Source organism: Oricola indica, assembly GCF_019966595.1.
In the GTDB taxonomy this organism is placed as follows: domain Bacteria; phylum Pseudomonadota; class Alphaproteobacteria; order Rhizobiales; family Rhizobiaceae; genus Oricola; species Oricola indica.
The window spans coordinates 528,042-549,162 of sequence record NZ_JAINFJ010000003.1 but is presented as its reverse complement, the minus strand read 5'-3'; the positions used below and the strand labels follow the sequence as shown (position 1 = coordinate 549,162).

Annotated in this window: 19 protein-coding genes; 14 read left to right on the top strand and 5 right to left on the bottom strand. The window is 63.0% G+C overall.

All coding sequences use genetic code 11. From position 1 onward, the window contains the following. Positions 1–3: 3 nt before the first annotated feature. Together LC343_RS11355 and LC343_RS11350 are read left to right on the top strand one after the other, a co-directional pair. Positions 4–1,740, top strand: a complete 1,737-nt coding sequence (locus LC343_RS11355) for a hypothetical protein (protein ID WP_223477216.1) — start codon at positions 4–6, stop codon at positions 1,738–1,740. A 149-nt stretch (positions 1,741–1,889) separates the two neighbouring features. After that, a complete protein-coding gene (locus tag LC343_RS11350; protein WP_223477215.1) occupies positions 1,890–2,393 on the top strand; it encodes a hypothetical protein in 504 nt (167 codons plus the stop codon). A 226-nt stretch (positions 2,394–2,619) separates the two neighbouring features. Here LC343_RS11350 and LC343_RS11345 read toward each other — a convergent pair whose 3' ends face one another. Further along, positions 2,620–3,249 (bottom strand): LysE family translocator, encoded by a 630-nt coding sequence (locus LC343_RS11345; RefSeq protein ID WP_223477214.1) that lies wholly within the window; start codon positions 3,247–3,249, stop codon positions 2,620–2,622. 12 nt (positions 3,250–3,261) lie between these two features. Next, on the bottom strand, positions 3,262–3,948 hold the full coding sequence (ung, locus tag LC343_RS11340) for a uracil-DNA glycosylase (RefSeq protein ID WP_223477213.1): 687 nt from the start codon (positions 3,946–3,948) through the stop codon (positions 3,262–3,264). A 191-nt stretch (positions 3,949–4,139) separates the two neighbouring features. On the opposite strand from ung, the gene LC343_RS11335 reads away from it, so the two are divergent. Beyond that, on the top strand, positions 4,140–4,754 hold the full coding sequence (locus LC343_RS11335) for a LysE family translocator (RefSeq protein ID WP_223477212.1): 615 nt from the start codon (positions 4,140–4,142) through the stop codon (positions 4,752–4,754). Next, positions 4,754–5,173, top strand: a complete 420-nt coding sequence (locus LC343_RS11330) for a secondary thiamine-phosphate synthase enzyme YjbQ (protein ID WP_223477211.1) — start codon at positions 4,754–4,756, stop codon at positions 5,171–5,173. The genes LC343_RS11335 and LC343_RS11330 overlap by 1 nt, the downstream gene beginning before the upstream one ends. Positions 5,174–5,210: 37 nt before the next feature. Here the strand turns inward: LC343_RS11330 and LC343_RS11325 are convergent, their stop codons facing one another. After that, complete coding sequence (locus tag LC343_RS11325) at positions 5,211–5,426, bottom strand: hypothetical protein (RefSeq protein ID WP_223477296.1); 216 nt, start codon at positions 5,424–5,426, stop codon at positions 5,211–5,213. Between LC343_RS11325 and LC343_RS11320 the strand changes: the two genes are divergently transcribed. The 3 genes from LC343_RS11320 to ppdK all read left to right on the top strand — a co-directional run bounded on the left by LC343_RS11320 (position 5,335) and on the right by ppdK (position 12,340). Beyond that, positions 5,335–5,961 (top strand): DsbA family protein, encoded by a 627-nt coding sequence (locus LC343_RS11320; RefSeq protein WP_223477293.1) that lies wholly within the window; start codon positions 5,335–5,337, stop codon positions 5,959–5,961. The genes LC343_RS11325 and LC343_RS11320 overlap by 92 nt on opposite strands. A 60-nt stretch (positions 5,962–6,021) precedes the next feature. Then, positions 6,022–9,483, top strand: coding sequence for a chromosome segregation protein SMC (smc, locus tag LC343_RS11315; protein ID WP_223477210.1), 3,462 nt, complete (start codon positions 6,022–6,024; stop codon positions 9,481–9,483). A 184-nt stretch (positions 9,484–9,667) separates the two neighbouring features. Further along, positions 9,668–12,340: a pyruvate, phosphate dikinase gene (gene ppdK / locus LC343_RS11310; protein WP_223477209.1), complete on the top strand. Its 2,673-nt coding sequence runs from the start codon at positions 9,668–9,670 to the stop codon at positions 12,338–12,340. A 16-nt stretch (positions 12,341–12,356) separates the two neighbouring features. Here ppdK and LC343_RS11305 read toward each other — a convergent pair whose 3' ends face one another. Beyond that, a complete protein-coding gene (locus tag LC343_RS11305; protein ID WP_223477208.1) occupies positions 12,357–12,755 on the bottom strand; it encodes a hypothetical protein in 399 nt (132 codons plus the stop codon). Positions 12,756–12,907: 152 nt separating this feature from the next. Here LC343_RS11305 and LC343_RS11300 point away from each other — a divergent pair, with 152 nt between their 5' ends. Continuing rightward, positions 12,908–13,711, top strand: a complete 804-nt coding sequence (locus tag LC343_RS11300) for a DUF1499 domain-containing protein (RefSeq protein WP_223477207.1) — start codon at positions 12,908–12,910, stop codon at positions 13,709–13,711. Here the strand turns inward: LC343_RS11300 and LC343_RS11295 are convergent. After that, complete coding sequence (locus LC343_RS11295; RefSeq protein WP_223477206.1) at positions 13,708–14,619, bottom strand: MBL fold metallo-hydrolase; 912 nt, start codon at positions 14,617–14,619, stop codon at positions 13,708–13,710. The two genes, LC343_RS11300 and LC343_RS11295, sit on opposite strands and share 4 nt — an antisense overlap. A gap of 120 nt (positions 14,620–14,739) precedes the next feature. Between LC343_RS11295 and LC343_RS11290 the strand changes: the two genes are divergently transcribed. The 6 genes from LC343_RS11290 to uraD all read left to right on the top strand — a co-directional run bounded on the left by LC343_RS11290 (position 14,740) and on the right by uraD (position 21,120). Next, positions 14,740–15,324: a biotin transporter BioY gene (locus tag LC343_RS11290; protein ID WP_223477205.1), complete on the top strand. Its 585-nt coding sequence runs from the start codon at positions 14,740–14,742 to the stop codon at positions 15,322–15,324. A 93-nt stretch (positions 15,325–15,417) separates the two neighbouring features. Then, positions 15,418–16,347, top strand: coding sequence for an allantoinase PuuE (puuE, locus tag LC343_RS11285; RefSeq protein ID WP_223477204.1), 930 nt, complete (start codon positions 15,418–15,420; stop codon positions 16,345–16,347). Further along, entirely contained in the window at positions 16,344–16,850 is a 507-nt protein-coding gene (locus tag LC343_RS11280; RefSeq protein ID WP_223477203.1) for an ureidoglycolate lyase, read from the top strand. Before puuE ends, LC343_RS11280 begins: the two co-directional genes overlap by 4 nt. Before the next feature lie 18 nt (positions 16,851–16,868). Next, positions 16,869–18,284 carry a xanthine dehydrogenase small subunit gene (gene xdhA, locus LC343_RS11275; protein ID WP_223477202.1) on the top strand — a complete coding sequence of 472 codons (1,416 nt, stop codon included), beginning with the start codon at positions 16,869–16,871 and terminating at the stop codon, positions 18,282–18,284. Then, positions 18,281–20,611 carry a xanthine dehydrogenase molybdopterin binding subunit gene (gene xdhB, locus LC343_RS11270; RefSeq protein WP_223477201.1) on the top strand — a complete coding sequence of 777 codons (2,331 nt, stop codon included), beginning with the start codon at positions 18,281–18,283 and terminating at the stop codon, positions 20,609–20,611. The genes xdhA and xdhB overlap by 4 nt, the downstream gene beginning before the upstream one ends. Continuing rightward, a complete protein-coding gene (gene uraD, locus LC343_RS11265; RefSeq protein ID WP_223477200.1) occupies positions 20,608–21,120 on the top strand; it encodes a 2-oxo-4-hydroxy-4-carboxy-5-ureidoimidazoline decarboxylase in 513 nt (170 codons plus the stop codon). Before xdhB ends, uraD begins: the two co-directional genes overlap by 4 nt. Position 21,121 lies beyond the last annotated feature (1 nt).

The window sequence follows — 21,121 nt, the reverse complement described above, 5'->3', positions numbered from 1 at the left end:
GCAATGGCAACCGCGCCGGAACCGAATATCAATTCGCCGGAAGACCTTACAGGCTGGTTGAGCGACAAGCCGACCGAATGGGCGCACGCGATCGCCACGCGCGCGGCCTTGCGCGTGTTTCCGCTGGTATTGCGGGTCGCCGATCGGGAAGGAGGGGAGAACTTGATTCTCCAGACTTTCCGCGCAAACTTCATATCATGGGCGGCGCACAAATATCCCGCCCATGATATGACCGCCTTCGCCATCGACGCCGCCTTCGCCGCCACCAGAGCCGCCGACGCCATCGACGCCGCCGACGACGCCGCCATCAACGCCATCGACGCCGCCTTCGCCGCCAACAGAGCCGCCGTCGCCTCCACCGCCGTCTCCGGAGCCGCCACCAGAGCCGCCGACGCCGCCTTCGCCGCCGCCGACGCCAGGCGAGAGATTTGGAAGGCAGTGGAATACGATTGCCAATGGCTGGCTAATGAAGGCGGCGATGCAGACACAGTGGCCCTTTTTGATCAATCGCTATGGCTACCAATTGACACCGGCTTCCCTACATTGGCTCATATGCCGCCCGGATCGTATCGGGACCTATTGGCGGAATGGCAAAATCGCGCAAACAGTCAACCCGGTTCGTGGGCGGTCATTTTCTCTTGGTATGTTAAGGCATCTGGGCAAAGAACGCGTGATAAAACCCTTTTTAACGGGAAAGTCGTAACCGAAATCGCCACCCAGCCGGACGCCTTCTGGACAGCCTCCGAAGAACGTTCGGCTGGGCAGATCGTGGATGAGATCGCGGAGATCGTTTTGAGGGGTCGCGCGAGCACAGCCGAACATCCCGAGCAAGACGACGAAACCGTCACCGAACAGCGGCCGGCCCCTTTCCAGTTCCAATGGCGCAACAACCGGATCGGAGCGATACCTCCGGCAGCGGATGCCATCGACAACGATTTCGCAGCCGATCTGTTGGAGGAGGTGAGGGAAAAGGCGACCGAATTGGCTCAGCGCCTCGGTCGTGCCAATGCGTCCCCTCGCGTCACCGCTTCTGTCGGCAAACTCCTGGGCGCGCTTCCTTCAGACCTTTCGGGGATACGCCCGGGGGTCTTGCGATCGAGGTCGCGATCGATTGAGGCGGACGCGGCGGCCTTTTCACGAAACGAGGAAGAGCTTTTTCCTGACGCCGTCGCCGGAATGGTCGATCTGTCGGACACACTACGCGACCTGCTCGGATGCTTCCCGGTTGTGCGTGACATAGAGGCAGAGGTGCTGGCGCTCGATCTTGCCGGCGCCGATCTGGATGCGGTGAAATCCGGTCTCGACGATGTCCTGGACATTATCGGTGAAGCCGATGACCTCGCCGACGAAAGCGCGATAGCCGCACTGCACACGATGGAGGAAATCTCCTCCGAAGCGGCGTCCGGTTCTGTGCGTGAAAAAAGAACGGCCGAATACGCATTGGTCGTCCGCAATGTGGCGAGCGTCGTGCTGCGTGAAGCGCGACGTTACGCGGGCGATGCGGCTGGGAGCGTGCGCAAGGGATCGCTGGCCGGACTGGAGAAAGGGACCGAAGCGGCAGTCAAGGCCGGCCTCGCCTATCTGGCCGCGAATCTGGCCGGCCCGGTCGTTGGACTCGGAATGTTCATCGCGTCATTCGCGCCTTTGGGAAGAGCCGCGAAAACCATCGCGGAAAACCAGTCCGATACGGCTGGACCGGAGGCGATCGAAGAAGAAGATTCCGCCGATGAAGCGCCGTAGACGGCATCATCCGGTGGATGAAGGTTCCGTAAATGGCTGGCAATGCATTGATTTGTCTTAAAAATCGCCTTTCAATTCGACGCTCTATCGACCGACTTCCGCCCTTGCGTACCCTTGTCCGGCTGAACCTTTAACGGAGAACGAGGCGCGTGGAATGGGCCGCCATCATCGAGAGCAATCGCGCCGCGCTTCTGCGCGTCGTCGTGGCGCTGCTCGATCTTGCCGGTCTGACGGAAGACGGAAAAATGCGGCGGCAGTTGCGCAACTATCTGACGCGCATCCTGCGGCCCGCCGAATCCGCCGCCCGCCGGCTGATCGTGATCGCCGCGCGCGACCTAGTTGTCGATGTGCGCCCCTTGCGCTCCGTCATCGGGGCATCAGGGGCCCGTCAGCGAGGGCGAAGCCCGAAGCTTACGGACGGGACAAAGACTGCCTTTCCCCTGCTCGATCCGCTGAAGAACTTCGCCCCCCGGCGCAGATACTCCCGCTCGGTCCCGCGCATCCTCTTTCTCGACGGGCCGACCCCGCCACCGCTTCCGCCGATCCCGTCGGACAACGAAATGGTCGACGCGACGGGCGTTTGTCGCCGGCTTGCGTCGGTCCGGCGCGCGCTTGACGATATCGACGCCCAGGCCCGTCGCCTGGCGCGATGACGGGCGAGGCGCGACCGTGAGCCATACCGTATCGGACGGCTCTCCCCATGCGTCCGGGTTATCCGCCGGGCCGCCGCAAGCGGCAGATCCACGAGGTCGACGAGATCCTGAGGAACTGTCACCTGCTGGCCCTGCGCGTCCTCTCGCCCAACTCGTCGTGAACGGGGGGAAATCGCGGGCCTGACGAGCCGGTCTCGATGGCGAGGCGCGGCAGCGATGTCGCACGCTATGCCGCCGGCCGTCTCGCGAACAGCATCAGCAGGCCGAAGGCGATCATCATCGCGCCGCTGATACGGTTGAGCCATTGCGTGGCGCTGGTCCGGCTCGCCATTCGGCCGATATGGCGTCCGGCCAGCGCGTAGAGCGCGGCGGCCGTCAGTTCCAGCAAGAGGAAGAGCGCCCCCAGCACCGCGAAGCTCGCCAGATAGCGTCCGGGCTCGACGAATTGCGGAAAGAAGGCCGTGAAGATCAGGATCGCCTTAGGGTTGCCGATGCCGACGAGGAATTCCTGGCGGAAAAGCTGTGGCGTCGGCGGTCGGGTCGCCATCGCGGCTTCGATGCTTGTCCGTGCGCCGCCACCGCGCATCATCCTGACGCCGAGCCAGATCAGATAGGCCGCGCCGCCCCATTTGACGATCGCGAAGGCATGCGCCGACGCCGCCAGCAGCGCACCGAGGCCGACGCCGGTGATCGCGATCAGGATCGCATAGGCGACCAGCCGGCCGAAGATGGCGACGACCGCCGCGCCGACGCCGGCCCGCGCCCCGTTGGTCAGCGCCAGCAGGTTGCTCGGCCCGAAGGTCAGGTTGAGCGCGAAACAGGCTGGAATGAAGAGCGCCAGCGTATGCGGGTTCATGTTCGCCTTGCCTCAGTTCGCCGCGATTTCGGGCAGCCGCCAGTCGATCGGCTCCAGCCCCTTGTCCTGAAGGAACGCGTTGGCCTTCGAGAACGGCTTCGAGCCGAAGAAGCCGTTATGGGCCGAAAGCGGCGAGGGGTGGGGCGACTTGATGATGCAGTGCTTCGACTGATCGACGAAAGCGGCCTTTCTTTGTGCGTAGGCGCCCCACAGGATGAACACGGCCGGCCGGTCGCGGTCGTTGACGAGCCGGATGACGGCGTCGGTGAAGCGCTCCCAGCCCTTGCCCTGATGCGAAGCGGCACGATGCGCCTCCACAGTCAGGACAGCGTTGAGCAGCAGAACGCCCTGTTTCGCCCAAGCCTCCAGATTGCCGTGTCCCGGCGGTTCGATGCCCAAATCTGCCTTCAACTCCTTGTAGATATTGACCAGCGACGGCGGCACGCGCACGCCCGGTCGCACTGAAAAACACAGGCCGTGCGCCTGTCCGGGCCCATGATAGGGGTCCTGGCCCAGTATCACCACGCGCACGTCGTCCAGCGGCGTCGCGTCGAGCGCGTGGAACCATTCGGCTCCCGGTGGAAAAATGTGCTTGCCCGCCTGTTTCTCCGCGACGAGAAACTGTTTCAGCGCGGCCATGTATGGGCTGTCGAATTCGCCCTGCAGCGGCGTCAGCCAGCTTTCGTGCAATTTGACCATTGTCGATCGCCCTGTTCCATCCTGTCCGGATCGTCACACGGGCTTGTCCGCGATTCCAGTTTGCGACGGTAACTTCCCCGGTTTTCGTTTTTCGGGCAGACGGCAGGCGAATGATCGCTGGGCCCGCATGCGCCGATTGCCTTTGGTTGCTCGCGTCGATACCGTCCCGGTATCAAAAAGAAAGGTGCTCCATGTCTCCCGAATTTCTCGCAACGGCACTTGTCGTCGTTCTGGCGCCGGGCACGGGCGTCATTTACACGCTGGCCGTTGCGCTTGCGCGGGGTCGTCTCGCCAGCATCTGGGCGGCGTTCGGTTGCACGCTTGGCATCGTGCCGCACATGGTGGCCGCCATTCTCGGTGTTGCGGCAATCCTTCATGCCAGCGCCCTGTTGTTCCAGGTGGTGAAGTTCGCCGGCGTCGCCTACCTGCTCTGGCTTGCCTGGCAGACGATCAGGGATCGCGGCGCGCTGAAAGTGGAGGCGGGCAAGGAAGCGGGAAGCCTACCGCGCATCGCCGTAACGGGCACGCTGATCAACATCCTCAATCCGAAACTGTCGATCTTCTTCCTCGCCTTCCTGCCGCAATTCGTCGATCCGGCGGCGGCAAGCCCGTTGGGCGCGATGGTGGAATTGTCCGCCGTCTTCATGGCGATGACCTTCGTTGTTTTCGCGGCTTACGGCTTCGTGGCCTCGGCGGTGCGTGACCGCATGCTGGCAAGCGCGCGGGTCATGGCGTGGATGCGCCGCGGCTTTGCCGCCGCCTTCGTTGCGCTGGGTGCGAAACTGGCCCTGACAACCGCCCGGTAATGCAGGCCGCGCTGACGATAGAAACCAGCGGGCAGGGCTTGTACGAGTTCACCGACCGCGTGCATGCCTTCCTGCGGGAGGCGGGCGCCGGAGAAGGGCTGCTGACCGTCTTTGTGCGGCACACCTCCTGCTCACTGCTGATCCAGGAAAATGCCGATCCGGACGTGCAGCGTGACCTGCACGCGTTTTTTCGCCGCCTTGTCCCGCCTTCGACCGACCCGTCGATGAACTGGATCGTGCACACGATGGAAGGCCCGGACGATATGCCCGCACACATCAAGGCGGCGCTGACGCAGACCTCCATCGGCATACCGGTAACGGGCGGCAGACCCGTTTTCGGAACCTGGCAGGGGATCTACCTGTTCGAACATCGCGACCGGAGGCATCGCCGCGAGGTTGTCCTGCACCTCTCGACATGACCGATCGCTTGACGAAGAGTTTACCGGTATCCGCCGTTCAGATTGCGTTCAGCCGAAAAACGCCATGGTCCTGACACCCTTGATATTCTATATCGCCCCAGATCGAATGAATCCGGAGAATGACAAAGATGGCTGACACTTTCCTGACGCGCCGTTCCACGCTGCTGGCCGCGGCCGCATTCACAGCCGCTTCGGCCGTGCCGCTGACGGCCTTTGCGCAATCCGCACCGGCGGCTGCCGGCAGCGTAGACATGGACAAGCTGCTGGAGCCCGGTCCGCTTGAAGAGCAGGTCGAAGGCGCGGAAGATGCGCCGATCACCGTGGTGGAATATGCCTCGATGACGTGCAGCCACTGCGCCCATTTCCACAAGGAAACCTTCCCTGCCATCAAGGAAAATTACATCGACACCGGCAAGGTGCGCTTCATCCTGCGTGAGTTTCCCTTCGATCCTCGCGCCGCCGCCGCGTTCATGCTCGCGCGCTGCGCCCCCGAGGGGAAATACTTCGCCATGGTCGATGTGCTGTTCAAGCAGCAGCAAAGCTGGGCCTTCGTGGAGAATGCGCGTCCGCCGCTGGAAAATATCGCGAAGCTCGCCGGTTTTACACAGGAGAGCTTTCAGACCTGCTTGACCAATCAGAAGCTTCTGGATGACATCAATTCCATACGGGAGCGCGCCTCGGCGGAATTCGGCGTTAACGCCACGCCGACGTTCTTCATCAACGGAAAGAAATATTCCGGAGCCCTGACAGTTGACCAGATGTCGGCCATTTTCGACGACCTGCTGTAATGGCAGGTCCGCGCGCGCGCTTCGTCGCGTGCGCGGCCGACACTATGGGCGGAGCCGCTGATGCGCTTCGAAAAACTCCGCCTTCTGGGCTTCAAGTCCTTCGTAGAGCCGACTGAATTCATCATCGAAAGCGGCCTGACCGGTGTGGTCGGGCCGAATGGTTGCGGCAAGTCGAACCTTGTCGAGGCCCTGCGTTGGGTGATGGGTGAATCCTCCTACAAGAACATGCGCGCATCCGGCATGGATGACGTGATCTTTTCGGGGTCCGGCACGCGTCCTTCGCGCAATACCGCCGAAGTTTCCCTGTTCCTCGAAAATGCCGACCGCACCGCGCCGGCGGCATTCAACCAGGATGATACGCTGCAGGTGACCCGGCGTATCGAGCGCGAGGCGGGGTCTGCCTACAAGATCAACGGCAAGGACGCCCGCGCCAAGGACGTGCAGCTGCTCTTCGCCGACCAGTCGACCGGCGCCCGTTCGCCCTCGATGGTCGGGCAAGGCCGTATCGGCGAGCTCATTCAGGCCAAGCCGCAGGCGCGGCGAGCCTTGCTGGAAGAGGCGGCCGGTATCTCCGGCCTCCATTCCCGCCGCCACGACGCCGAATTGCGGTTGCGCGGCGCGGAGACCAATCTCGAACGCCTTGAAGATGTCGTTTCCGAACTGGAAAGCCAGATCGAGAGCTTGAAGCGGCAGGCTCGCCAGGCCAATCGCTTCAAGGCCCTGTCGCGCGATATTCGCGAAGCCGAGGCGACGCTTCTTCACCTGAAATGGACCCTTGCCAAGCAGCAGGAGGGCGACGCGCAGTCGACCCTGTCCAGGGCGACCTCGCTGGTGGGTGAGCGTTCGCAACTGCAGATGGAAGCCGCGAAGGTTCAGGCCATCGCGCAGAAGAAACTGCCCGAACTGCGTGACAATGAAGCGGCCGCCGCCGCCGCGTTGCAGCGCCTGACGATTGCCCTCAATCAGCTCGACGAGGATGCTCGACGCCAGGAAGCGCGGCGCACCGAACTGCAAAACCGGCTGACCCAGCTTTCGGGGGACATCGAACGCGAGGAAACGATGAAGGAGGAAAACGCCTCCGCCATCGCCCGTCTCAACGCGGAAGAAGCTGAGCTGAGCGCCGAGGAAGCGGCGACTGGCGATCGCGAAACCGAATTGAAACAGCTGTTCGAGGCGGCCGAAGCGGCACTGGCCCGCAGTGAGGCGGAACTGGCGCGCCTGACCGGCGAACGTGCCGAGGTCGGCGCGCTGCGAACGCAGCTTGAACGTCGAATTCGCGAGACACGCGAACGCAACGACCGCCTGGTGTCGCAGCAGAACCGACTGATGTCCGAATTGTCGGAGATCGACAATCGCATCAAGACACTTGCCGATCCCGCCGAAAAGCGCGTTCTGCTGGAAGCCGCGGAAGACGCCGCGATCCAGGCCGAGCGGGTCGCTGCGGAGGCGGAGCAGAGTGTCGGAGCCGCGCGCGAGGCCGAAAATGCGCGCCAGCCAGCCTTGCAGGAAGCCAAGGCGGCGCTTAACCGCCTCGAAACCGAAGCGCAGACACTGGCGAAGATGCTCAATACCGGTGCCGGCGACCTGTTCCCCGCCGTCGTCGAAAAGATAAGGGTCGAGAAGGGCTACGAGGCTGCGCTGGGCGCGGCGCTTGGCGACGATCTCGATCTGCCTCTCGACTCCAACGCGCCCGCCTACTGGGCTGCGGTCGACCCGCTCGCCGACGATCCGGCCCTGCCGACGGAAGCAGTGGCGCTTGCCGATTTCGTCAAGGCGCCGGACGCTCTGAAACGCGCCCTGAGCCAGATCGGCGTGGTCGAGAGCGTCGACAAGGGCGGCCTGCTGCAGGCTGAGCTGAAAACCGGGCAGCGGCTTGTGACGAAGGACGGTGCCCTGTGGCGCTGGGACGGATACACCGCACGCGCCGATGCACCGACACCGGCAGCCCAGCGCCTTGCGCAGAAGAACCGTCTTGCCGAACTCGATGCGGAGATCGTGGAAGCGACCAAATCGCTGCGTGCTTGCGAGGCCGACGCCGCGGAACGCAAGGAAGCGACACGCGCCGCCATCGAAACCGAACGGCAGGCCCGTGAAGCACTTCGCGCCGCACAGGGCGGCGCGCGCGAAGCCCGCGAGGCGCTCGCCGCCGCCGAACGCGCAACAGGCGAATTGTCCAAACGCAAGGCAGTGCTCGATGAAAGCCTCCAGCGGGCAAAATCCGACATAGAAGAGACGGCGGGCGTTCTCGCTGAAGCCGAGACCGCGTTGGCCGGCGAGCCGGATCTCTCTGCCCTCGATGTCGGCGTCGAGAAGCAGGGCACGATCGTCACGACGGAGCGCGCGGCTTTGACCGAAGCGCGCGCCAACCACCAATCTCTGGCCCGTGAGCGCGAAGCGCGTCAGCGGCGTCTCGCTGCCATCAAGAGCGAACGCGAAAACTGGATCACCCGCGCCGCGAATGCGGACGGGCAGATCGGCGTTCTCGCGAAGCGCCGCCAGGAAACGGCGACCGAACTGGCTTCGCTCGATGAGACGCCGGACGAGATGCCGGCGCGCCGCCGCCAACTGGTTCGCGAAATCGAGGCGGCGGAACAGGCTCGCAAGGAAGCCGGAGACAAGCTGGCTCTGGCGGAAACGGCGGTGCGGGAGTCCGACAAGGCCGCGACCGACGCGATCACGGCGCTCTCCGGCGCCCGCGAGGAACGCGCCCGCGCCGAAGAACGCCTGACGGCCGCCATGGAGCGCCGCAAGGAGGTCGAGGGGCGTATTCACGAGGCGCTGAACTGCGCGCCGCACGAAGCCCTGAAACTGAGCGGTTTGTCGTCGGACGACGCCATGCCGGACATGGACGCCACCGAACGGCGCCTCGACCGGTTGAAGATAGAGCGCGAGCGCCTCGGGGCGGTGAACCTTCGCGCCGAGGAAGAGCAGACAGAACTGATCGAGCGGCTGGAATCGCTGGTCCGCGAACGTGATGACGTGATCGACGCAATCCGTGAATTGCGCTCGGCGATTGCAAGCCTGAACCGGGAGGGCCGCGAGCGGTTGCTCGAAGCCTTCGACGTGGTCAACGACCATTTCAAGCGGCTTTTCACGCATCTCTTCGGTGGCGGAACGGCCGACTTGCAACTGATCGAAAGCGAGGATCCGCTGGAAGCCGGTCTGGAAATCGTCGCGCGGCCGCCAGGCAAGAAACCACAGACCATGACGCTGCTGTCCGGCGGCGAGCAGGCTCTGACCGCGATGGCGCTGATCTTCGCCGTCTTCCTGACCAATCCGGCCCCAATCTGCGTCCTCGACGAGGTCGATGCTCCCCTCGACGACCACAATGTCGAGCGTTTCTGCAACCTGATGGACCAGATGGCCAAGGATACCGACACCCGGTTCGTTATCATCACCCACAACCCGATCACCATGGCGCGCATGGATCGCCTGTTCGGAGTCACGATGGCGGAGCAGGGCGTATCTCAGCTGGTCTCGGTCGATCTCCAGCAGGCCGAGGAATTGCGCGAGGCGGTCTAGGGAATTCTCCGAGTTTGGCCCAGACCGTGAGTTCCAACCGCATTTACCGCGATTGTGGCCGAATTTGCTGCACTGCAAAAAAGACCTCGCATTGCGCCATGTGTTTGCGCTATGCATCAGTTCCTGTTGACGCGGCAAGGAGGAGGCCGCCAATGACCGGACGGGAGAGGACCGACCAGAACCAATGACGAATTGGGTGTATAGCTTCGGAGGAGGAAAGGCCGAGGGTAGCGCGCGCGACCGAGACAAGCTCGGCGGCAAGGGTGCTAACCTTGCGGAAATGGCGCGGCTGGGCCTGCCCGTACCGCCCGGTTTTACTGTTGCCACGGACGTTTGCCGGCATTTCTATGCGAACGCGAATGCATTGCCTGATGGCCTCGAACGCGAGGTTACCCAGGCGCTGGAAACCCTCGAGCGCCAAACCGGCAGGGAATTCGGCGGGGCAGGGAAACCGCTCCTCGTGTCGGTGCGCTCCGGATCGCGCGAATCCATGCCGGGTATGCTCGACACGGTGCTCAATCTCGGTCTCAACGACAAGTCGGTCGAAGCCCTGGCCAAGGCGAGCGGTGACGCGACATTCGCCTATGACAGCTACCGACGATTCATCCAGATGTATGCCGGCGTCGTGCTCGGCCTGGATCATTCCGTGTTCGAGGACATCATAGACAGCGTCAAGCAGGAGAGCGGCGCGACCCGTGACGGCGAACTGACCGCAGACCACTGGCGCACGGTGATCGACGGCTACAAGGCGGCTGTTATCGACGAGCTCGACGAAGAGTTTCCCCAGGACGCGACGGAACAGCTCTGGGGCGCCATTCGCGCCGTCCTCAAGAGCTGGATGAATCCGCGGGCATTGACCTTCCGGGCATTGCACAACATTCCCGAGGGCTGGGGTACGGCGGTGACCGTCCAGTCGATGGTGTTCGGCAATCGGGGAGAGGGATCCGCGACCGGCGTCGTATTCACGCGCGATCCGGCGAGCGGCGAGGACTGTCTCTACGGCGAATTCCTTCCCAACGCCCAGGGCGAGGACATCGTCGCAGGGCTGCGTACCCCGCACCCTTTGAGCAAGGCGCAGGCTTCGAGCGGCGATGCGGTTTCCATGGAAGACGCCATGCCGGTGACTTTCCAGGAATTGAAGGACGTCGCCAAGAGGCTCGAGAACCACTATCGCGAGATGCAGGATATCGAGTTCACGATCGAGGCGGGTAAGCTGTGGCTGTTGCAAACCCGCGACGGCAAGCGCTCCGCGCGGGCAGCGATCCGCATCGCCGTATCGATGGCGGAAAAGGGGCTGATCTCCAAGACCGAGGCGTTACGGCGCATCGACCCCGCCTCGCTTGAACAATTGCTCCACCCGGCCATCAGCCCCGACGTGGAGCGCATCGTCATCGGGCGTGGCCTGCCGGCTTCGCCGGGCGCGGCGACCGGGGAAATCGTCTTCACGTCCGAAGAAGCGGTGGAAGCCCATGGCGCCGGCCGAAAGACGATTCTCGTCCGGCCGGAAACGAGTCCCGAGGATATCCATGGCATGCATGCCTCCGAGGGCATCCTGACCATCCATGGCGGCACGACGAGCCATGCGGCCGTGGTCGCGCGCGGTATGGGAAAGCCCTGTATCTCCGGCGCCGGCGCGGTCCGGATCAATGCCGAGAAGGGGACCATGCTCGCCGGCGGCCGTACCCTGCACGCCGGCGAGGTGATCACGATCGACGGCACGAAGGGGGAGGTGCTTCTCGGCGCATTGCCGATGGTGCAGCCCGAACTGTCCGGCGACTTCGGGAAATTGATGGAATGGGCGGACGGCATCCGCCGCATGAAGGTGCGCGCCAATGCCGAGACGCCGGAAGACGCACTGACCGCGCGGGAGTTCGGTGCCGAAGGACTCGGATTGTGCCGCACCGAGCGCATGTTCAACGACGATGAGAAATTGCGCGCGGTGCGCGAGTTCATTCTGGCCGATGGCGGCGCGGCGCGAGACGGAGCGCTCGCCGACATGCAGGCGATGCAGGAAGCCGATTTTCTCGAGCTCTTCGAGATCATGCGCGGCATGCCGGTGACGATCCGCCTTTTCGACCCGCCGCTGCACGAATTCCTGCCGCGTCCGGGCCGGGAAATGGAGCATGCCGCCGAGGCTATGGGTATCGACGTGGAGCGGATCCGCCAGAGGGCGGAGGAATTGCACGAGATCAATCCGATGCTCGGCAATCGCGGCGTGCGGCTGGCGATTTGCTATCCGGAAGTCATCGAGATGCAGGCCCGCGCGATTTTCGAAGCTGTGATGAAGGCCGGCGAAAAGACGGGCAAGAAGGTCGTCCCGGAGATCATGGTGCCTCTCGTCGCCTATGAGCGCGAACTGAAATTCATCAAGGACCGCATCGACGTGATCGCGAAGGCGGTCATGGAGAAGTGGGGCACCGAAATCCAGTATCTCGTCGGCACGATGATCGAATTGCCGCGCGCGGCCATTCGGGCCGACAAGATCGCGGAGAGTGCGGACTTCTTCTCATTCGGCACGAACGACCTGACGCAATCGACGTTCGGAATATCGCGTGACGACGCGGGCCTTTACCTCAACGAATATCTCCGCAAGGGCGTGATCGATCGCGATCCGTTCATAACCATCGATGTCGAAGGGGTCGGCGAATTCGTCCAGATGGCCGCAGAACGCGGCCAGAGGACGCGGCCCGACATCACGCTGGGAATTTGCGGCGAACATGGCGGCGATCCCGCCTCGATCCATTTCTGCGAGACCGTGGGTCTGCACTATGTTTCGTGCTCGCCCTATCGCGTGCCGGTCGCGCGCCTGGCCGCGGCACAGGCGACGCTCGCCAACGGGACGGACGAGCGCGCCTGACCGTGCCGTGCAGAGCCTAGCTCTGCAGATTTCCGAGCTGCGCGAACACGTCCATGAATGCCGATGCGAAATCACGGATTTCGACGCGCATCGCATCCTGTGGAACGATCTCGATGGCCTTGCCGGTGTTGTCGAGCACCGCATAGAGCAGCTTGTCGCCGTCTTTGGTGCTCATCACGGCGATACGCTGGCCGGGTATCTGGTCGAAGACCGGAAGCTGGAAAAGGAACTTGAAGCCGCTCGCTTCGCTGGCTTCCTTGAGACATTCCTCGAAGCCGAACTCCTGAAGTGTCTGCAGGTTCAGGGCGAGTTCCAGTTCAACCGATTCCAGGTCGACGAACTCCTTTTCGCCGTTTGCGATCTGGTTTCCGGTTTGCTCGATGAGCGTCGTTTCAATCATGTCAGCCGACGGCATATGCACGTCTCCCATTTGTGGTTTTCATTCCCACCAGCGCGATCGACTCTCGAAGGCCAGTTTGGCCGCAATTGGGCGGGGACGGGGCGGTACCGGGGCACTTTTATGATCGGCTTTACACATTGCGTGTTTTCGCGCTAACGCGACTGATCATGGCGATGCTCAAGGCTGGACGCAGACACGAACCCGTTACACTTCGCCCTTTGCCGGAGCGAAAACGCTCGCATGCCGCCGGCTGGTCGCTCCGTCTGGCGTCCTTTGCGCCGGTCCTGGCGATCGTGATCCTCATCGCGCACAACATGGAAATCGTCGATACGCCGAACTTCCTTCTCCTGATCGGCTGTGTCGCGCTCGTCGCGCTGCTTGCGCTGTTTCTGGTCGGCGTGGCGTTTCGAAGCCTTTGGACGCGGGGAACGAGGGGCGGTCAGCAGGCCATCTGGGCGCTTTTTCTCGTCACATTGACGCTCGCACCCTTCGTGCTCGCCCTGTTCGCCTGGATCGCGCGCCCGCAACAGAGCGATGTCTCGACGGATTTGATCGATCCGCCGCTCCTGTCCGAGGAACTGCGAACACCTGCCGGCGGCTCGGCGGCCCAGGTCGCCGCGCAACTGAGAAACGGCTATCCCAATTTGACCGGCCGGCGTTTCAAGGCAGCGCCGGACGCGATCGAGGAAACGATACTGGCGGTTGGCGGGAATCTCGGCTGGACGCTGGTCTCGCGGCGCGGGCGAATCGGTGCGGATGATGAACTTCTGTTCGAGTTCGCCTATTCCATTCCGGTCATCGGTATACCCGGCACGGTCGTGTTGAGGCTCACCGACGAGGGCGACACGAGTTTCATCGACATGCGCGCGCGCACCGATTTCGTAACCCATGATCTCGGCTGGAACGCCTGGCTGATCGACCGCTACCTGAAAGCGCTCGATTTCCAACTCATCGGAATTGTCGAAGCCTAGTTCGGCCGGTAGATGCCCTCGATGGCCGGCGGCCCGTCGGTTTCGACGGCCCCGCGCGCCACAAGGTCTTCCAGATGCGCAAGAACCGAAAGCCCGGCCGCCTGATGCAGCCGCGGATCGGTGTCACGATAGATCTCGCGAACCATCCCGGCGATCGTCCGGTCGCCCTTGCGCAATCGCTCGAGGATGGCGGCCTCGCGCAGCCGGCGATGCGTTTTCAGCGCGCGGACGAAGCTGCGCGGTTTCGTCACCGGGCCGCCATGGCCGGGCAAATAGATCGCGTCGTCCCGCTGCAGGAGCCGTTCGAGCGAGGCTATGTAATCCGCCATCGCGCCGTCGGGTGGCGCGACGATCGAGGTGGCCCAGGCCATGACGTGATCCGCGGAGAACAATATCCCGGTGCCATTGAGCGCGAACGCCATGTGATTGGCCGTATGCCCCGGCGTCGCGATTGCTTCCACGGCCCATTCGCCGGTATCGACGATTTCGCCGTCGGCCAACCGGAAGTCCGGTTCGAAGGCGGTATCGGAGGAGGCGTCGAGGGGATTTACCTCGCCGATATGCAAGGGGCGGGCGGCCCGATGCGGGCCTTCGGCCATGACTGTCGCGCCCGTGGCGTCCTTCAAACGCGGCGTGAGCGGCGAGTGGTCGGCATGGGTATGGCTGACGAAGATATGGCTGACCGGCCGTCCGTCGATCGCGGCAAGCAAGGCCTGCAAATGGGCCTCGTCATCCGGGCCTGGGTCGATCACCGCGAGCGTGTCGCGCCCGATCACGTAGCTGTTCGTCCCCTCGAAGGTAAACGGACCGGGATTATTGACCGTGACGCGCAGGACATTCTCCGCGACGGGAACGGCCTTGCCATGTGCCGGTTCGAAATGGCGGTCGAACTCGATGTCTTCGGCCATGGATAATGCGGTCCTTTTTGCGGTCTCGCCATAAGGTCGGGTTGCTGATTACCAGCTTCGCCGATATAGGCAAGGAAGGTCCCGCATTCCCGTCCGGGGCTCCAAGACAGGATTATGGACATGGCATTTCCCACCACTTCCCAATCGCTCGTTTCCCGCGCCTTGCCGACGGAAACCGCGACGCGCTACGCGATGTATGCGTTTCTCGTGATCGCCGGTTCGATGTTGATCGCCGTCGCCGGCCAGATCAAGGTGCCGCTCTGGCCGAACCCGACGCCCGTCACGCTGCAGACGCTCGCCATTTTCACCATCGCAGCCGCTTATGGCCGCAACCTCGCCGTCGCCACGCTGATCGCCTACCTCGCAGAAGGCGCCGCGGGCCTGCCTGTGTTCACCAATGGTGGCGGTGTCGCGAACCTTGTCGGACCGACCTTCGGTTACCTCGTCGGTTTCGTCGTTGCCGCCGGAATCACCGGCTGGGCGGCGGATCGGGGCTGGTCGCGCAGCCCGGTTAAGCTCTGGACGGCGAACATGGCCGGTACGCTTGTGGTTCTCGTCCTCGGCGCTCTCTGGATGGGCATTCTCTTCGGATCGGAAAAGATGATCGCCTGGGGCGTCGGCCCGTTCATCATCACCGATATCATCAAGGCAACGTTGGCGGCCGCACTCGTTCCGGCGCTGTGGAGCCTGTTCCGCCGCAAGTAAGAACGGCTGTTTACGACACAATCGAAAGCCGCGGCTGTGTCCGCGGCTTTTTTGCGCTTGCGAACAAGACAATTCCGGGTTCAAAATTAGACCATGTATTCAAAAAACGATTATCCGAGGGATTTGACCGGTTACGGTCGGACTCCACCCGATCCCAAGTGGCCCGGCGGTGCGAAACTGGCGGTGCAATTCGTGGTCAATTACGAGGAAGGCGCCGAAAGCACCATTCTCGACGGCGACCCGGCTTCCGAGAAGCTCCTCTCCGAGATCGTCGGCGCGGATGCATGGCCCGGTCAGCGCAACCTCAACATGGAATCGCTTTACGAGTACGGGTCGCGGGCCGGCTTCTGGCGTTTGTGGCGCTTGTTCACGGAGCGCGACATGCCGGTCACGGTGTACGGTGTGACGGTCGCGATGGCCCGCAATCCGGAAGCCGTGGCGGCGATGAAGGAAGCGGGCTGGGAAATCGCCAGCCACGGCCTGCGATGGCTGGAATACAAGGATTTCGACGAAGAGACCGAGCGCGCCCACATTCTGGAGGCCGTGCGGCTGCATACGGAAATCACCGGTGAGAGACCGCTCGGCATCTACCAGGGCAAGCCGTCCGACAACACGCTGAAGATCGTCATGGAGGAGGGCGGGTTCGTTTATTCGGCCGATTCCTATGCCGACGAACTGCCCTATTACGTTGACGGACCGAATGGACCGCATCTGATCGTGCCCTACACGCTCGACGCAAACGATATGCGCTTCGCGACCCCGCAGGGCTTCAATTCCGGAGATCAGTTCTTCGCCTATCTGAAGGACAGTTTCGATGTCCTGCTGGCGGAAGGACGCGCGGGCGCGCCGAAGATGATGTCCGTCGGCCTGCATTGCCGTCTCGTTGGCCGACCGGGGCGGGCCGCGGCCCTTGCGCGTTTTCTGGACTACGTCAAAGCGCACGAGGATGTCTGGGTGGCGAAGCGTATCGAGATCGCGCGCCATTGGCAGGACGTTCACCCCCCGAAGTCGGAGACCGCATGAGAATCGTACCGCTTCCCGTTCGCGCGCTGTCGAAGGAAGCTTTCGCTCATTTCGGCGATGTTGTCGAAACCGAAGGCGCGGAACTGCGGATGATCAATCAGGGCTCGACGGAGCGGTTTCACGATCTGGCGACAATCGATGTTTCCGACGGCGGCGGAAGTGCGATCGTAAGCCTGTTTCGCGGTCAGCCATTCTCCCTGCCGATCACGATTTCGATGATGGAACGTCACCCGCTGGGAAGCCAGCTGTTCTTCCCCCTGTCGCAACGGCCGTTTCTCGCCGTTGTCGCGCCGGACGCGGACGGGTTGCCGGGCGAGCCGGTTGCGTTTCTGTGCCCGCCCGGAACCGGCGTGAACTACGCCAGGAATACCTGGCATCATCCGCTGCTTTCCCTTGAGGCGGTCAGCGATTTCATCGTCGTCGACCGCGATGGACCGGGCGACAATCTCGAGGAGCGGGTCTATGGCAACGCGCATTACCGCATTGACGCAATTGCAAGCTGACGGGCAGGGTTTCCGATCATGACAACCTCTCCGCAATCATCCGGTTCAATTCGGTTCGTGCTCAACGGCAGTCCGGTCGATCTGCCGGTCCGGCCGGACACAACGGCACTCGACGCGATCCGCAATCATCTCGGTCTGAAGGGCACGAAAGAGGGCTGTGCAGAAGGCGATTGCGGGGCCTGCACCGTGCTTCTGCGGCGTGGCGATGGACCTCGCATGGCCGCCAATGCCTGCATCATGACTGCGGCCCAGCTCGACGGCGCGGAACTGACGACCGTGGAAGGATTGAAGACCGACAATGTTCTGACCCCCGTCCAGGAGGCGATGGCGTCGAACGGATCGTCGCAATGCGGGTTTTGCACGCCGGGCATCGTCATGGCGCTGACCGGGTTGCTCGAAAAGACATCCGATCCGGACGAGGAGGTCATTCACGACACGCTTGCGGGAAATCTGTGCCGCTGTACCGGCTACCGGCCGATCGTCGAGGCGGCGAAAACGGCGGCGAAAGCGGACAGGCCGGAGCAGGCCGCACCGGAGCTGCCCGGTTGTCAGCCGGAAATCGAGTTCGGCGGATCGGTCCTGCATCAGCCCGCAACACTGGATGAATTCACCGACCTTCGCGCGCAATATCACGATGCAGTCATCCTTGCGGGCGGAACCGACCTCGGTGTCGCGCGCGCCGATTATCATTCCGATTGGGACCGGATCATCTCCACACGTCACGTTCGTGAACTGCGCATGATCGAGACAGGCTCGGACGCCTGGACCTTTGGCGCGGCCGTAACCTGGGATGAAATCCTTCAGGCAGTCGGCGCGGACTATCCGAGCCTTGCAGTCCTGATCCGCCGGTTCGGCTCGACCCAGATCCGCGCGATGGGAACGGTCGGCGGCAACATAGGGACCGCCAGTCCCATCGGCGATGGTCCGCCCGCACTGATCGCGCTTGGCGCATCGATCACGCTCGCCTCGAAGGCGCGTGGCGCGCGAACGCTGCCGCTGGAGGATTTCTTCCTCGATTACCGCAAGACCGAACTCGCAGACGACGAGGTGATTGCCGCCGTGACTTTGCCGCGTCCGAAGGACGGCGAAGCGTTCCGTGTCTATAAATTGTCGAAACGCTACGATCAGGACATTTCGACCGTCTGTGGCGCTTTCTGGGTCTCGATGGACGACGGAAAAGTCGCCGCGTGCCGCTTGGCTTTCGGCGGAATGGCCGCGATTCCGAAGCGCGCAAAAGCGTCTGAAAACAAGCTGTTGGGCACGTCCCTTGAATCAGGTTCGGCGACCGAGGCGGGCCAGGCCCTTTCGGAGGATTTCGATCCGCTGTCGGACTGGCGCGGCAGTGCGGCCTATCGCTCGCGCAGCGCGGCATCGTTGCTGCAGCGCTTTGCCCGTGACCTCGCGGGCGAGACGGTGGAGGTAATGGCGCTATGACGATCGAGATCGAAACGATTCAGCGAAGCGTTGTCGGCCATGGCCTGGCCCACGACAGCGCGGTCAAACATGTTTCGGGCGATGCGGCCTATATCGACGATATGACCGAAATGCCCGGCACACTGCATGCGGCGCTGGTCATCTCGCCGGTCGCGCATGGCAGGTTGAACGCCATTGATCCGGCAAAGGCGCTGGCCCTGCCGGGTGTGAAGGGCTTTGTCGCGGCGGCGGACATTCCGGGTCACAATGACATCGGCCCGATCCTTCACGGAGAGCCGCTTTTCGCGGAAGAGATCGTCGACTATCTCGGTCAGCCGATCGGCGCGATCGCGGCCGAGACATTCGAACAGGCCGTGAAGGCCGCGCGTGCGGTCGGGCTTGATATCGATGAACTGGAACCTGCGCTCGATGTCGAAGCCGCGCACAAGGCCGGTTCCTACGTGATGCCGCCGCAAAAGGTGCTTGAAGGCGATGTCGACGCGGCCCTTGCTTCTGCCGAAAAGATCGTCGAGGGCCGGCTGGATATCGGCGGCCAGGACCATTTCTACCTGGAAACCCATATTGCCTACGCCATTCCCGGCGAGGACGGCGACATGGTGGTCCATTCATCCACCCAGCATCCCACGGAGGTGCAGCATCACGTCGCCCATGTGCTGGGCGGACTGGCGAACTCCGTCGATGTGTTCACACGCCGCATGGGCGGCGGCTTCGGCGGCAAGGAGAGTCAGCCGACGATTATTGCAGCGGCCGCCGCCTTGCTGGCTCGACAGACCGGAAAGCCGGTGAAGCTGCGCCTCAAGCGCTCGACGGACATGACGGCCACCGGCAAGCGCCACGACATGGTGGCGACATGGAAGGCCGGGGTTGATGCGAACGGACGCATTCGCGGTCTCGATATTGAGTATCTTGCGCGCGCCGGCAACACACCGGACCTGACGGGCCCGGTTATCACGCGCACACTGACCCATTCCGACAATTCCTATTTCATCCCCGCAGCGCGCTTTGTCGGCCATGCCTGCAAGACGAACACCGTCTCGAATACGGCATTTCGCGGGTTCGGCGGCCCGCAGGGCATCATCGCCATCGAGGCGATCATGGATTCGATCGCGCGCGAATTGCAGCTCGATCCGAACGTGGTCCGCGCGATCAATTATTACGGTCCGGAAACGGGCGAGGTTACGCCCTATGGTCAGCCGGTCGAGCACAATCGACTAATCGAAGTGACAGAAGCGCTGCTGGCGAGTTCCGATTGGCAGCGCCGCCGTGCGGAAATCGATGCGCACAATGCCGAAGACCCGTTGCTGCGTCGCGGCCTGGCGATGGTGCCGATCAAGTTCGGCATCTCCTTCAACCTGACCTCCCTGAACCAGGCCGGCGCGCTGGTCCATGTCTACCAGGACGGATCGGTGCATCTGAACCATGGCGGTACCGAGATGGGGCAGGGGCTGTTCATGAAGGTCGCCCAGGTCGTGGCGGAAGTCTTCCAGATCGACATCGACCAGGTGAAGATCACGGCGACGACGACCGGAAAGGTGCCGAATACGTCGGCGACCGCCGCATCCACCGGTTCGGACCTGAACGGCATGGCGGCCTACAATGCGGCGACAGCGATACGGGGACGCATGGCCAGTGTTGCCGCCGAACATTTCGATGTTTCCGTCGAGCAGATCGTTTTTCGCGAGAGCCGCGTGCATGCCGGCAATCGCTCCGTCTCCTTCGGGGAACTGGCGAAGATGACCTGGGCGGCCCGAGTGCAGCTCTCCGAGGCGGGGTACTATGCGACGCCGAAGATCCATTGGGACCCGAAGACGCTGAAGGGCCGGCCGTTCTTCTACTACACCTATGGCGCCGCCGTCGCCGAGGTCGCCATCGATACGCTGACCGGCGAAAGCCGTTGCCTTCGCGCGGACCTGCTGCAGGATTGCGGCGCGTCGCTCAATCCTGCGATCGATCTCGGCCAGATCGAGGGGGCTTTCATACAGGGCATGGGCTGGCTCACATGCGAGGAACTGTGGTGGGACGGCAAGGGGCGGCTGCGCACGATCGGGCCGTCGACCTACAAGATTCCCGGTTCCCGCGATGTGCCGCGCGAATTCAATGTTCACCTTCTGGGCAATGCACCGAACGCCGAGGAAACCGTTTATCGCTCGAAGGCGGTTGGCGAACCGCCATTGATGCTCGCCGTGTCGGTGTGGCTTGCGATCCGCGACGCGGTCGCCTCCTGCGGGGCACCCGGCCTGGCGCCGCAATTGATAGCGCCGGCTACGCCGGAAAATATTCTGGCCGCGATCGACGATGTCCGCGCGCGCAGCGGGAGCCTTTCGTGACCCTTCCGCTTTCCACGCTAAACACCTGTTCCGACTCCGAATTCGTCGCCGCGCTCGGTGCGATTTTCGAGCATTCGCCATGGGTCGCCGAGGCGGTTTCGGGCATGCGGCCCTTTGCGAGCATCGAAGCTCTTCACGCCGCCATGGTCTCAGCCGTCGACGACGCGGACGAGGACGCGCAGCTGGCGCTTATTCGCGCGCATCCCGACCTTGCGGGAAAGGCCGCGCTCGCCGGTGAACTGACGGCTGAATCGACGTCCGAGCAAAAGGGAGCCGGCCTCGACCGATTGACGAGCGAGGAATTTACCCGATTTCACACCCTGAACGACGCCTACAAACAGAAATTCGGTTTCCCGTTCATTCTGGCAGTGCGAGGTCACGACAAGCATTCGATACTCGACGCCTTCGAGCGCCGTCTCGAGAACTCACAACCCGATGAGAAATCCGAAGCGCTGGCGCAGATTGCTCAGATCGGCTCTTTTCGCCTTCACGACCTGATCGAGGAATAAC

Coding starts and splice junctions, on each gene's coding strand:
- LC343_RS11295 (WP_223477206.1), bottom strand. CDS start 14,619: ATGGCCGAAGACATCGAGTTCGACCGCCATTTCGAACCGGCACATGGC.
- LC343_RS11325 (WP_223477296.1), bottom strand. CDS start 5,426: ATGTCTACGCTGCCGGCAGCCGCCGGTGCGGATTGCGCAAAGGCCGTC.
- ung (WP_223477213.1), bottom strand. CDS start 3,948: ATGGTCAAATTGCACGAAAGCTGGCTGACGCCGCTGCAGGGCGAATTC.
- LC343_RS11290 (WP_223477205.1), top strand. CDS start 14,740: ATGGCATTTCCCACCACTTCCCAATCGCTCGTTTCCCGCGCCTTGCCG.
- LC343_RS11335 (WP_223477212.1), top strand. CDS start 4,140: ATGTCTCCCGAATTTCTCGCAACGGCACTTGTCGTCGTTCTGGCGCCG.
- xdhA (WP_223477202.1), top strand. CDS start 16,869: ATGACAACCTCTCCGCAATCATCCGGTTCAATTCGGTTCGTGCTCAAC.
- ppdK (WP_223477209.1), top strand. CDS start 9,668: ATGACGAATTGGGTGTATAGCTTCGGAGGAGGAAAGGCCGAGGGTAGC.
- xdhB (WP_223477201.1), top strand. CDS start 18,281: ATGACGATCGAGATCGAAACGATTCAGCGAAGCGTTGTCGGCCATGGC.
- LC343_RS11355 (WP_223477216.1), top strand. CDS start 4: ATGGCAACCGCGCCGGAACCGAATATCAATTCGCCGGAAGACCTTACA.
- LC343_RS11345 (WP_223477214.1), bottom strand. CDS start 3,249: ATGAACCCGCATACGCTGGCGCTCTTCATTCCAGCCTGTTTCGCGCTC.
- puuE (WP_223477204.1), top strand. CDS start 15,418: ATGTATTCAAAAAACGATTATCCGAGGGATTTGACCGGTTACGGTCGG.
- LC343_RS11330 (WP_223477211.1), top strand. CDS start 4,754: ATGCAGGCCGCGCTGACGATAGAAACCAGCGGGCAGGGCTTGTACGAG.
- LC343_RS11280 (WP_223477203.1), top strand. CDS start 16,344: ATGAGAATCGTACCGCTTCCCGTTCGCGCGCTGTCGAAGGAAGCTTTC.
- LC343_RS11305 (WP_223477208.1), bottom strand. CDS start 12,755: ATGCCGTCGGCTGACATGATTGAAACGACGCTCATCGAGCAAACCGGA.
- smc (WP_223477210.1), top strand. CDS start 6,022: ATGCGCTTCGAAAAACTCCGCCTTCTGGGCTTCAAGTCCTTCGTAGAG.
- LC343_RS11300 (WP_223477207.1), top strand. CDS start 12,908: ATGGCGATGCTCAAGGCTGGACGCAGACACGAACCCGTTACACTTCGC.